We start from the raw sequence: 12,079 nt of genomic DNA, 5'->3' as shown, positions 1-12,079 counted from the left end.
AGGGGTTGCAATTCCCATCAGAGCATGTAACTTCTAAAGGGAACCAAATCAAAAAACATGGCTGGAGACGGAGCTTGCAAAAAAGAGACGGAACACAGGCCAGTTCCTAGCAAAGCGAAAGAAAACCCATCAAACTTAGACTCTACTGAATGCACCTACACTGAAGCAACTAAAACAAGAATTGAAAAGACGAAACGTACCAAAAGCTTATCAATTGAACTCACTGGTGAGATGCACAAGATACTTAAAACCGTAGCGGTCAAGAATGATGATACATTGAATTCACTTGTGGTAGAGGCATTAAAACAATTCCTCGAGAACGAAGAGAGATTAAACATCAAAGCAGAAAAACTAAGAAAACGCTTATTGTAAACACTAAATACAACTATACAATTAAAGCAAACCATCAAAATAAGTGTAAGGCCAAACAAACTCCATTCACTTCTCCAAAAGAGTATGCCTTAAAGACCCAACTCCTCCTACAATGACAATACGACCAGGACAAGCCTATAAAAGCTGGAAGCATCGTTGAACGTCTCACGCATGGCGGATGCCTAGACAAATGAAATACACAGAACCAATACACATACAGAGCTTGTCCATCCAGAAAGATAAAGAGAGGTATTTATAACAAACAAAGTCGAAAAGGCCTGTTTCAGGAAGCAAATGAAAAGGAATGCCAGATGTAAAAGGATATTTCTGCTCAAAATGCAGGCAAAAACACTCAAGTGCCTAGAAATCAGGCCTAATGTATAGCATATCCACTAAGATCATGAATCAAGATCAATTGCAGATCACAGGAACGATCAGGAACAAATCCAATAACCCATGAAGCCTGCCTGACATCTAGAATTATTGAAAAAACAGTTTTCAATCGTTAACTGCTCATAGTGCGACCAAAGCAAAAGAGTTTCAATGAAATGTTCAACAACCCCCTTCCGGTCAGGGAATGGAGGAAAGTGAAGAACCTGCAGGCAGCGAGACGAAAAACTAGTGCGAAGTCTCACGGAGAATGGCGGACAAAAAACAAACCACATCCCCCCTTGCCTTTTCTTCGGCATGCGGGACAATTAGTAACAAAGTACACATGCGTTTTTGAACCATCGAATGACTCGACAACGACAAAAAACATTACAAAAAAAATAAACATGATCTAAAGAGGTGGGGAGCTGTGTCCCTTTTTGGTTATAAAGACCGTCTCTAGTGGCCTGTTCAGTATTCAAGCTATTTGTACTAGGTACGCAGAGTTCTGTACGCATAAAGTGCTCTTAGGCGATTGGCAGTTTTTGTCTCGAAAGCGCATCGCGTGCTTTTAGCTTAGATGCGTCTATATGGTGAATGAGTAGTTCATGAGATGCTTCTGAATTCGTCAAAACCGACTCCAAGTCGATTGCGATGAAAGCAATGGTTCAGTCAGTGAGCCAAAAGCAAAAATCATGAATAAAAGTTGTTTCTCACACAAAATGAAAGACTTAAAAACAAAAAAAAGAGTATCCTTAGAAGTCTCTCGTAGTCTTCATGAAAGGATCAAACAGCTAGCGAATGACAGGGAAGAGACAATGGTCTCTCTAGTTATTAATGCCCTTCAAGACTTTCTTGAGGCGGAGCACAAAATTGAAATAAGATCAAAGCCCAAACCAAGACATTTTCACGAGTTTCACAACTATCGATTGACTTAAAAAAACCCACCACAGCTAATTTTCAAACAAACAAAAACAATCAAACAAAGCCATGGATAGCCAACTCACCATCACAGACCAAAAGAAACTATCTGTACTGCTTTCAAACGTTACACACAAGAACTTAAAACTTCAAGCTCTAAGCGAGGACAAAAGCATCACAGAAATTGTTACTCACTTAATAGAAAAGTATATTTCATACCCAGAAATTATCCAATGAGAGGGTGCGCAGACAAACCCGAGCCGATTAATTTATAATCGATTTAAAAACACCTAGACGGTGTTTTTTTTTGCTCAAAAAGATACAAGTTAGCCACTAAAAACATCATTGTGCATTGGCGCATCACTGCGAAAGAGTACGTCAAGCGTCTCTGACATCGACACACTAAAGACATGGAATTCACTGCTTCACTCATGAATCGAACCGCATCGTTAGTTGGACTTCTGCTCTTTACTGCAGCTACTACAGGAGGCGGATACGCACAAGCACAGCAACAAGACAACACGAACAGTGCCGTTGCGATGCCAACGAATTCTCAACAGAACCAATCACGTTCTGAATCAATTGGAGGGGGCATCTACAACTATCAAATCAACCCTGCACAAGGTGAACTTGGTGAAATGACAGTTGGCTCGAGAGCTATTAGCTGCCAATCCCCAAGCTTCTTCGCAAACGTTGGGGTTTTACCTTATGACAATCAATACTTTGGCACATTTGGGGACAACACTAGAGATAAAGACTGGATGCCACAAGGAACGATTGGATTCCAAATGCCTTTTGGCCCACAAGTCTCCAGCTGCATTTCGGCAATGAAGAATCAGGCCAAACAAACGATGATGACCACTGAAACAGGAATATTGAAAAAATGTGTTGAAGCTAAACAAGTTGCCTCTAAAGGTGAGATATCACTAACAAGCTTAAAGTCAACATTGCCAGGCCTCTACAACCATTGCAAAACAATGTGGAATATTGGGGCCACCTCCAACGCCAATACTAATGCCATATTGCCAAACAATTAAGCAAAATCTGAACTCCAACAGAGCCAAAGGAAACATCCTCAACTCATTAAACCATCACATCGGAATTAATCATGACTGAAGCCTACAGCAACAATGATAACCAAAAAAGAATATCAATCCTAGTCACAAAGGAGGTTCACAGAAGCATTAAATTACATGCTTTAAATGCCGATCAAAGCATGAAAGACTACATCATCAGTCTCATCATGAACCAAGTAAATCAGGAAGCATTACAGGAATGATCAGCCACCCAAAATTGCTTCTACAAAAAACAAACACTAATTTCTCTAAGATCATGAACAACTTCAAACTTCTCTCTCTTTGCTCTTTACTTGTTTTTGCGACTCCACTTGCATCATTTGCACAATTAAAAAATACCACATTTTCCAGTGGTAGTAAAACAGAAGCAATGAAATTTTCCAAAGGCCAAGAAACAATCACCTCAAATATCAAAAAGACATCATTATCAGATGGTGATTCATCTATTCAAACAATATCTATAACAATGTCGGGGCAAAATGTAGAGGGCCTAACCAATGAAGTTATGCTTCAAAGCTTTGAACAAATGGAGTCACAAGGCAATGCAGCAATGGAACAATTAAGACTAGGAGTTGCTGAAGATTCCAATCTAGGTGGCGAATTAAATAGCATATTTACTAGCACAGATAATGCAGACGGCTTCACTATGACAACAACAATGTCAACGAATGAGCAAGATGCTATAATGAGTACAAGCTCAGAAGAAGATACAACTATTATTCGCGTAGACAATTACGAAGTAGAGGCATTTACAGACAGCTTCTTGATGGAAAACGGAACCATCAGCTCATTTGACAGTTAATGCCTAAAATTAGTAAGTCCTTAACAACATTTACCCAATAGCTTATTAAAGAGCTCTGTATCATCTGACTAATGATACAGAGCTCTTTAAACTTAAGCCAGCATTTGCTTCACGCATTATGCCTATTTTGCCAAGAGAAAACCTCATACAAGCTTCAACTATTATTCACTAAGCAAGGGGCGCAGAAGCAAACCCTTTTGGCTTATTTATCTGCAATTATTGAAATATCGGCCGGCCAAGTGTGAGTAACTCAGAGATTTTTTATTTATATACATGATGCAAGCTTAGGCCTTGTGGCAGAATCAATCTAGAAGAAAACATGCCTCGATAATCTATTAAATCAACTCGGCTGGCGTGATCTACGAACTCACCAGCCTTGTTGGACAAACATACTCAATAATGGATAAGGTACCTCTGATAACTCAAACACAAAAGATATTAATACTTCAAACTCCAACAAGGAAACCGACAAACACCTGCAGAGAGTTTTAAACGAAAAAGCAATAAACAAGTCTTAAAGACCTGGATGGAATGGTAATCTATGAATTTTGCAAACTACTTAACAAAACATCTCATACCAAAATCCTAAATTAAAACAAGCAAAACCACGCATTCTACCGTTTTGAAAACACATTCGGCAAAGCCTTAGGCAATCAGCAATAGCCTGATGCTTAAATAAAAGTTGTCAATTAATTGCCAAGAATAAGGTCTTCTTTAGCAGCAATGTGCATTGGCGCTTCCCTGCAAAAGAGTGTGTTGAGTGCAGTGGTGCGGGCACACTAAAGATATGAAATTCACTGCTTCACTCATGAATCGAACCGCATCGTTAGTTGGACTTCTGCTCTTTACTGCAGCTACTACAGGAGGCGGATACGCACAAGCACAGCAACAAGACAACACGAACAGTGCCGTTGCGATGCCAACGAATTCTCAACAGAACCAATCACGTTCTGAATCAATTGGAGGGGGCATCTACAACTATCAAATCAACCCTGCACAAGGTGAACTTGGTGAAATGACAGTTGGCTCGAGAGCTATTAGCTGCCAATCCCCAAGCTTCTTCGCAAACGTTGGGGTTTTACCTTATGACAATCAATACTTTGGCACATTTGGGGACAACACTAGAGATAAAGACTGGATGCCACAAGGAACGATTGGATTCCAAATGCCTTTTGGCCCACAAGTCTCCAGCTGCATTTCGGCAATGAAGAATCAGGCCAAACAAACGATGATGACCACTGAAACAGGAATATTGAAAAAATGTGTTGAAGCTAAACAAGTTGCCTCTAAAGGTGAGATATCACTAACAAGCTTAAAGTCAACATTGCCAGGCCTCTATAACCATTGCAAAACAATGTGGAATATTGGAACAACATCAAACTCAAATCTCAACACTAAATTACCTTAAAGAAGACCTCAGGACTAATAAGACTAATCCTATCAAATTAGCTCAAGCTACTTACACTCTTCGCATAAATTCAATGTTCCAAGCTAATGACAGCTCCACAACTCAAAGAAGAATTTCTTTTCTGGTCACAAAAGATATGCACAAATCAATTAAATTGCGAGCCCTGAGCAGCGATCAAACCATGAAAGATTACATCCTAAATATTATCAGCAGTCAAATCCCCTGAGGGGTGCCTTGCAGACAAATTAATCCTAGATCCCAAGACACATTATCAACCCAAATGAAGCCACTAAACCTTTTCTTCCTAAGCATTGCCATCATTGCAATGACTCCACATTCATCATTGGCTCAAATGCAGACCTATCGAAGCAATAATATGTCAGGCCAAAATCGCGTGTCGAATGGCGAGGAAGTAATAAATGAAAAAATAAATCGGGTAATAATGATAGATGGGCAGGCAGATAATCAAACGGTGACTTTTTCAACGTCTAGCGAAGGAGTCCAAGGGCCCACCAACGAATTCATGCAAAGACAACTTGAGAAACAGATTTCGGGACAAAATTCATTTGAGCAGAGAGCAGCTGTAGATAATACAGAGGATGAAGATGGCGATCCTATTTCAATGTCGAGCAATAAATATGTTGAGGGTGATCAATTCTCGATAACAGGTACAGTAACGATTACCGAACAAAATTATGACATGACAGAGATGATGGAAGAAGAAATATTGATAGAGCGGCGTGAGGCATTCAGCTCCACAAGCAATACTCAATCATTTTCTACAGGATCAGGGTTCAGCGGAAAATTCTAAAATCCAATGCATAGATTTAGATTGCCCAAGAAGGCAGGAAGGATCCGGTTTACATTTACATAGCAAAATCAATACATACTCTCAATAGCATTCGCATCTCTGATACAAATCTCATTTCTTTTTTGCTTCAGGGTTTGAGTCAATAAACCATTTTCAATCGTAAAAGGCTCAACAAATGCAACACCACAAATCCTTTCGTCGGGCCTGGATCCCGAGCGCGATTGAAGGTCAAGATTAAAATCTTTCTTGACAAGATCTAGCAAATTTGCTTGATCTTGTGGCAGCAATCTGGACCAAGAATCGAAACCTTCTACTCCTTTGTCTTTCGCAAACTGCATTAAACCGTTTTGATTCGGAACTACCAAAGCAGCAAGTTGCTTCTTATCTTGGCCAACAAATAAGACCTGCTCAACCACTGGATTCATCAGCAGATGTGCTTCCAGAGGCCCTGGCTCAATATTTTCACCGCTGCTTAAAACAATGGTGTCTTTCGCTCTGCCCGTTAACACCACAGAGCCATCTGGAAGAAGCATTCCCAAATCGCCGGTGTCGAACCATCCATCAACATCCAGAACTTTTGCAGTGGCTTCAGGTTTCCCCAAGTATCCCTGCATGACCTGAGGTCCACGCACAAGCACCAAACCACGTTCTCTAAAACTGAGAGGAGCTCGGGATTCAGGATCCACAATCCTGAATTCAGTCTGAGGCATTGGCTGCCCTGAACTTCCACGAATGTTGCGCCATGGACGCCGGCAACTCACAACCGGACTAGTTTCGGTGAGGCCATAGCCCACTAGCAACTCGATCCCCACCGCCTCAAAGAAGGAATCCACATGAGGTGCGATCGCTCCTCCTCCATTGATGGGGAAGCGCAGCTGTCCCCCACTGAGTTGCAACCTCAGCTTTGGCCAGATCAGCTTGGACGCCAGGGCATGGGCGGGCCAGCGGCCGGCGGATTTCAGGCCTGCCATCAAGCGCTGACGGCGACCCAAGGGCATCAACATCAGGTTGCGACGCTGACGCCTTGCCAAGCAATAGGCACTGCTATTCGCGAGTGCCGCGCGCAAAAGGCTCTGCCTGGATGCAGGGAATGTTTTCAGGACATCTTCAAACCCGGCTTGCACCGCCTCCCACAGGCGCGGCACCGTGACCATCACCACAGGCTTCACCCTGGGCAAATCACGTTTGAGCTGTTTAATCGTGGTGTAACTCTGCGAACAGGCGCAGGAAAAGAAGTAATACTCCGCACTACGTTCATAGGCATGCCAGATCGGCAACACGCTGAGAACGGGTGCGCCAGGTTCTGGCCGAGCAACGCAACTCAAGCTGCGCATCTGATGCAGCAGGTTGGCGTGGCTGAGGGGAACGCCCTTCGGCTGACCGGTGGTGCCTGAGGTGTAAAGGATGGTGGCTGTGGTACTAGCAGCGCTGGCCGCATCTCGACCAAGATCTGGATCCGGAGCCTGTTGCTCGGCGCCAGCCGCCAAAAGATCAGACCAAGAGATCACGTCTGGATCCACAGCATCACCCTCAAGCTGCAGGACAAAGCGCAGCTGGCTGCGCAGCTGCGCAGGCAATTGGAGCCGTTGCCAAAGGTCCGCGTTTTGAACCACCAGGGCCACAGCCTTGGAATCTTCAAGGATGTAACGCAGCTCCTCGACGGGGGCTGAGGAGCCACGCACCGCATCGGCCGCACCTGTGCGCATCAAACCTTGATCTGCCATCAGCCAGCGGGGACTGTTTTCTGCAAACAGTCCCACCACATCGCCTTCACCAATCCCCAAGGAACGGAACCCTGCAGCCGCTGTCGTGATCCGTTGCGACAACTCCTGATAGGTGAAATGCTCCGGATGAGCCGCATGGGGAGCATCCACAGCCATGAGAGCACCATGACGTTGCTCAAGCCAGGGCCAGAGCTGATCCACTCTCCCCAGACCTTGCACATGCTGCTGACGGGCGAGTGATTTCAACTCCCAAAGCGTTGGTCGCCAGCTGGCCTGTGCACACGAACCCACAACGTTGTTTTCAGCTTGCGCCTAGGAGTACCACCCAGAATCAAGACCAGCAAGGTCGCACCAGCTGATTGACAGGCGCTGGGCCAGTGCATCCCGCAGGAGTGGCTGCACAACCGCAGGCGTGATCCCAGGAATCCAGCGCTGCAAACGATCCACAGGACGATCAGAAATTCCACATGGCACAACATGCGCAAACCCGTCCATGGCGCACGACACGTTGAGAGCAAGGCCGTGCTGAGTGATCCAACGACGACATCCCACCCCGATGGCCGCCACTTTTCGCCCCTCCAGCCAAACCCCCGTCAGGCCTGGGATGCGTTGGCCCTTCAAATCCAATGCCGCCAACACATCGATCACCACCTGTTCGAGCTGGCGCATGTACCAATGAAGGTCTGGTTCACGCCGGCGAAGGTCCAACACCGGATAGGCCACCAACTGCCCGGGGGCGTGGTGGGTGACCTCCCCTCCCCGGTCGATGCGATGCAGGGGAGCTGGCGCATTCTCGGGATCAAAGCGCAAGTGATCTTCCGTCGCTCCGCGACCAAGGGTGAAGCAAGACGGATGCTGAAGAAGCCAAACCGCTTCCCTGTCTGAGCCGTCCTCAGCCAGTAAGCACTTCTGCCATCCCCGTTGCCACTCCCAGGCCTGGGAGAACGGCACAGGTGCAACCGGCTCAAAAAGAAATGCCGCAGACCGCTTTCCTGGGCCTGAGGCAGTTAGTAAGTTGCCGGTAGAACCAGGCAAAGGGGAACGCCATGAAGCTTCTGATCCATGGTCGCAATTTGGATGTGACGCCCGCACTCCGGGAATACACCGAAACAAAACTGGAACGGGCCATCCACCACTTCGACGACCTCGTTAAGGAAGCGGATGTGCATCTGTCAGTTGCACGCAACCCAAGGGTTCCGCAACAAACCGCCGAAGTCACGGTGTTCGCCAATGGCACGGTGATTCGCGCCCAAGAGAGAAGCGAAAACCTTTACGCCAGCATCGATCTGGTCGCAAGCAAACTGGCGCGCCAACTGCGACGGTTCAAGGAACGCCACAGCGACCATGGCCATCGGACCACCCCAACAGCAGCGAATGACGTCCTCCTGACGGAACGGCCCACAGAAGACTCCCTGCTCGAAGGCAAAGAAGCGCAGCTCCCCAGCCCGGGCGTTCGGCGCAAATATTTCGCCATGCCAGCGATGAGCCTCGAAGAGGCACGCCATCAACTGGAACTGATCGACCACGACTTCTATCTGTTTCGAGACAAAGAAAGCGGTGAACTTCAGGTGATTTATCACCGCAATCACGGTGGCTTTGGCGTGATCCAAGCGCGGAACTAAAGGCAGTGCTTGCCCCACAACGATGACCGCGTCGCCGCGTCGGCGGGAGCTTCCGGAGCTCCCGCCCTTAATCCATCAAGCCGTCTTAGATCCTTTGTTGGAAGAGGAGGCCCTGCACAACCTCTGTGATGCGGGCAGGCTGCTCGGATTCGGGGGGCTTTGCACCAGCCTCTGCCACCTAGAGGCGGTTCGAAACCGCATCGGACCAAGCGGTCGTCTTCGCTTGTTTGCCGTGGTGGACTTCCCCTTCGGAACCATTCCAGCAGAGCTCAAACGGGCGCAAGCGGAATGGGCCGCAGCCCGCGGGGCTGATGCCCTCGATGTGGTGCCCAATCTTGCTGCCATCACCGCGGGGCGGTCGGAAACCTATGCAGAAGAACTCGCGCAGATCTGCGATCTCGGCCTACCCGTGACGGTGATTTTGGATGTGAACCGCTTGCAGCCAGCGGGCCTGAGCTTGGCTGTAGAAGCCGCCATCGATGCCGGTGCTGCGTGCTTGCAAGCCGGCAACGGATTTGGACCCGCCACCACTCCGGTGCAGGTGCGCAAGCTCAAAGAGCTTGCGAGGGGAAATTGCGCGATCAAGGCGGCCGGAGGGATTCAACGGCTAGACATGGCGTTGGACCTTGTCGAAGAGGGCGCAACGGCCCTGGGAACCAGCCATGGCCCAGCTTTAATTCAGGCCCTCCGGCATCCTCAATGAGCCCGGAACGGCGGATCAAAGGGTTGGCTTTGAAGGTGGGTCCCCTTGGGGAGCACGACAGGTTACTGACCCTGCTCAGTGATGAGGTTGGCCTGATTCGCCTAGCCGTGCCAGGGGCCCGTAAACCCCGCAGCAGCCTGGCGGCGGCGGTTCCTCTCACCACTCTGGAGCTGCAGGTAGGAGGACGCCGCGGCCTACTTCGGGTGCGCCAACTTCGGGTCCAACACAATTTCAGCAACGTGGGGCAGAGATTGGAAACGTTGGCAGCCGCCCAGGCCCTATCTGAGCTCTCGATCTCGTTGGTCGCTGGCGATGATCCTGTACCCGGAATGCTGAGTGCGGTCTTGATGCATCTTGAGCGGCTCGAGCTGCTGGCGCAGAAACAGCGTGAATCAGAAATGAAACGTTCGGAAGGGGAGCGTGTCGATCGAACCCTGGCAACGCTTGTTCAGGCCTGTGTTCATCTGCTCGCTCTCGGCGGCTATGGCCTGCCTCTCCAAACCTGTTGCCGCAGTGGAGCCGCCCTGTCTCCACCGATCGGAAATTGGGACTGGCGTTGCAGCCTCCTGGCCGACGAAGGGCTGGCCATTGGTTCTCAAGCTGGAGCAGCCATCCAGATCAACCCCTCCGAACTCGCCCTGCTCCAGCGATTAACACGGCTTGAACTGCCGGAACGTCAAGACGGTGGATTGATGGGACCCCGACCCGTTTGGCTCAGGCTTTTGACACTTTTGGAGAGCTGGTGTCGCGTGCATCTGCCAAGGCCCGTCCGCTCATTTGCCATGGTGAGAGAGGCTGTCGCCAGTAGCGCTTAACCAGCCAACAACTCAAGGGGTTTTCACGTTATTGCCGGTGGTGGGCGATCATGATCCCGCGAATGAACACATTGTGAGCGGTCCCCCCCTAAACAGCCCGGACCCGGCCCTGCCCACGAGCGCCAATCCTGAAGGTCGCCGCGGCCTTCAGGCCGTGATCCATCTCGATGGCTTCCGTCGCCTGTGGGTCGGACAGATCTTCTCCCAACTCGCGGACAAGTTCTACATCGTGTTGATGGTGTATCTGATCGCCCAATACTGGGTGACCAATACACCGGACAGCAATGGGGCGCTTGCTGAAATCGCCTCTGCGATTCGCATGGATTTCGAGACGCGAGCCCAGCGGATCACATTGCTGGCTACCGGGATTTATGTGGCCAACACCATCCCGGCGATGGTGCTCGGTTCTGTTGCCGGTGTGTGGGTCGACCGCTGGCCCAAACGCAGAGTGATGGTGGCATCCAATGGACTGAGGGCACTGCTCGTGCTGTGCACCCCTCTGTTCCTGATCCCTGGTCCCCACTGGTTCGGGCTGAGCTGGGGATATTGGGCTCTGCTGCTGATGACCTTTCTTGAGTCGGTGCTGACCCAGTTTTTCGCCCCCGCTGAACAGGCGACCATCCCACTGCTGGTGCCGAGAGAACACCTGCTAGCCGCCAACTCCCTTTATCAAGCCACCAGCATGGGAGCCACGATCGTTGGCTTTGCCCTTGGCGATCCAATCCTGCGAGGACTCAACCACCTGCTTCAAACGGTGGGCATCAACGGTGGCGAATTTCTGCTTCTGCCGTTCTGTTACGGCATGGCGGCCATCAGTCTGAGCACCATCCAGATGCGCGAACCACCGAGAAAGGACAGCCGCGATTCAGTCTGGAAAGAAATCGTGGCGGGGATCAAGGTGCTTCGAGAGCAGACATCGGTCCGCGGAGCCATGGTGCATCTCGTGGTTCTTTACAGCCTGCTAGCCGCGCTTTATGTGCTGGCGATCAGCCTGGCGTCTGCAATCCAAGGGCTGGGGCCAACAGGCTTCGGAACCCTGCTGGCCATGAGCGGATTAGGGATGGCGGTTGGCGCTGTGCTGGTGGCACAAATGGGCCATCGTTTTAGCCGTCGTCGCCTCGCCGCAGCCGGGCTGGGCACGATCACCTGGTGTTTGGTCATGCTCGGGCAACTGCGCGGAAATCTCAGCATCACCTTGACCTTGTGCGGCGTCCTCGGAATTGGGGCCGCTCTCGTGGCGATTCCGGCTCAGACCACGATTCAGGAGGACACCCCAGAGTCTCAGCGAGGTCGGGTCTTCGGACTACAGAACAACCTGATCAACATTGCGCTCAGCCTGCCCCTTGTTCTCGCCGGTGCCCTGGTGAGCAGCATTGGCTTGATCCCTGTGCTCTGGGTGCTTGCAGCACTTTCTTTAACGGCCGCTCTTTGGGAGCGGCCTTGGGAGCGCTGCTAA

General features: G+C 49.4%; 12 protein-coding genes. 10 read left to right on the top strand and 2 right to left on the bottom strand.

The genetic code is table 11. From position 1 onward, the window contains the following. Positions 1-57 precede the first annotated feature (57 nt). The 6 genes from SIC18_RS05855 (at position 58) to SIC18_RS05830 (ending at position 5,759) form a co-directional block, all read left to right on the top strand. Positions 58-372 carry a hypothetical protein gene (locus tag SIC18_RS05855; protein ID WP_413430369.1) on the top strand — a complete coding sequence of 105 codons (315 nt, stop codon included), beginning with the start codon at positions 58-60 and terminating at the stop codon, positions 370-372. A 1,721-nt stretch (positions 373-2,093) separates the two neighbouring features. Further along, positions 2,094-2,699: a hypothetical protein gene (locus tag SIC18_RS05850; protein WP_413430368.1), complete on the top strand. Its 606-nt coding sequence runs from the start codon at positions 2,094-2,096 to the stop codon at positions 2,697-2,699. Positions 2,700-2,770: 71 nt separating this feature from the next. After that, complete coding sequence (locus SIC18_RS05845; protein ID WP_413430367.1) at positions 2,771-2,941, top strand: hypothetical protein; 171 nt, start codon at positions 2,771-2,773, stop codon at positions 2,939-2,941. Continuing rightward, complete coding sequence (locus tag SIC18_RS05840) at positions 2,938-3,540, top strand: hypothetical protein (protein ID WP_413430366.1); 603 nt, start codon at positions 2,938-2,940, stop codon at positions 3,538-3,540. Before SIC18_RS05845 ends, SIC18_RS05840 begins: the two co-directional genes overlap by 4 nt. Positions 3,541-4,348: 808 nt before the next feature. Continuing rightward, positions 4,349-4,948 (top strand): hypothetical protein, encoded by a 600-nt coding sequence (locus tag SIC18_RS05835; protein ID WP_413430365.1) that lies wholly within the window; start codon positions 4,349-4,351, stop codon positions 4,946-4,948. Between the two features lie 280 nt (positions 4,949-5,228). Continuing rightward, entirely contained in the window at positions 5,229-5,759 is a 531-nt protein-coding gene (locus SIC18_RS05830; protein ID WP_413430364.1) for a hypothetical protein, read from the top strand. A 68-nt stretch (positions 5,760-5,827) separates the two neighbouring features. Here SIC18_RS05830 and SIC18_RS05825 read toward each other — a convergent pair whose 3' ends face one another. Next, positions 5,828-7,729 carry an AMP-binding protein gene (locus SIC18_RS05825; RefSeq protein ID WP_413430363.1) on the bottom strand — a complete coding sequence of 634 codons (1,902 nt, stop codon included), beginning with the start codon at positions 7,727-7,729 and terminating at the stop codon, positions 5,828-5,830. Between the two features lie 66 nt (positions 7,730-7,795). Then, on the bottom strand, positions 7,796-8,518 hold the full coding sequence (lipB, locus tag SIC18_RS05820; protein WP_413430362.1) for a lipoyl(octanoyl) transferase LipB: 723 nt from the start codon (positions 8,516-8,518) through the stop codon (positions 7,796-7,798). 11 nt (positions 8,519-8,529) lie between these two features. Here lipB and hpf point away from each other — a divergent pair, with 11 nt between their 5' ends. The 4 genes from hpf to SIC18_RS05800 are packed head-to-tail and all read left to right on the top strand — an operon-like array spanning position 8,530 to position 12,079. Beyond that, positions 8,530-9,105: a ribosome hibernation-promoting factor, HPF/YfiA family gene (gene hpf / locus SIC18_RS05815; protein WP_011618551.1), complete on the top strand. Its 576-nt coding sequence runs from the start codon at positions 8,530-8,532 to the stop codon at positions 9,103-9,105. 22 nt (positions 9,106-9,127) lie between these two features. Then, entirely contained in the window at positions 9,128-9,808 is a 681-nt protein-coding gene (locus tag SIC18_RS05810) for a deoxyribose-phosphate aldolase (RefSeq protein WP_048345878.1), read from the top strand. Continuing rightward, positions 9,805-10,623 carry a DNA repair protein RecO gene (recO, locus tag SIC18_RS05805; RefSeq protein ID WP_413430361.1) on the top strand — a complete coding sequence of 273 codons (819 nt, stop codon included), beginning with the start codon at positions 9,805-9,807 and terminating at the stop codon, positions 10,621-10,623. The genes SIC18_RS05810 and recO overlap by 4 nt, the downstream gene beginning before the upstream one ends. A gap of 37 nt (positions 10,624-10,660) precedes the next feature. Further along, positions 10,661-12,079 carry an MFS transporter gene (locus SIC18_RS05800; protein WP_048348008.1) on the top strand — a complete coding sequence of 473 codons (1,419 nt, stop codon included), beginning with the start codon at positions 10,661-10,663 and terminating at the stop codon, positions 12,077-12,079.

It is taken from the genome of Synechococcus sp. Cu2B8-bc1011, assembly GCF_047302735.1.
Lineage (GTDB): Bacteria > Cyanobacteriota > Cyanobacteriia > PCC-6307 > Cyanobiaceae > Synechococcus_C.
Note: the sequence above shows the minus strand (reverse complement) of the source record. Positions and strands in the feature narration are given on the sequence as shown.

Coding starts and splice junctions, on each gene's coding strand:
- SIC18_RS05855 (WP_413430369.1), top strand. CDS start 58: ATGGCTGGAGACGGAGCTTGCAAAAAAGAGACGGAACACAGGCCAGTT.
- SIC18_RS05850 (WP_413430368.1), top strand. CDS start 2,094: ATGAATCGAACCGCATCGTTAGTTGGACTTCTGCTCTTTACTGCAGCT.
- SIC18_RS05845 (WP_413430367.1), top strand. CDS start 2,771: ATGACTGAAGCCTACAGCAACAATGATAACCAAAAAAGAATATCAATC.
- SIC18_RS05840 (WP_413430366.1), top strand. CDS start 2,938: ATGATCAGCCACCCAAAATTGCTTCTACAAAAAACAAACACTAATTTC.
- SIC18_RS05835 (WP_413430365.1), top strand. CDS start 4,349: ATGAATCGAACCGCATCGTTAGTTGGACTTCTGCTCTTTACTGCAGCT.
- SIC18_RS05830 (WP_413430364.1), top strand. CDS start 5,229: ATGAAGCCACTAAACCTTTTCTTCCTAAGCATTGCCATCATTGCAATG.
- hpf (WP_011618551.1), top strand. CDS start 8,530: ATGAAGCTTCTGATCCATGGTCGCAATTTGGATGTGACGCCCGCACTC.
- SIC18_RS05810 (WP_048345878.1), top strand. CDS start 9,128: ATGACCGCGTCGCCGCGTCGGCGGGAGCTTCCGGAGCTCCCGCCCTTA.
- recO (WP_413430361.1), top strand. CDS start 9,805: ATGAGCCCGGAACGGCGGATCAAAGGGTTGGCTTTGAAGGTGGGTCCC.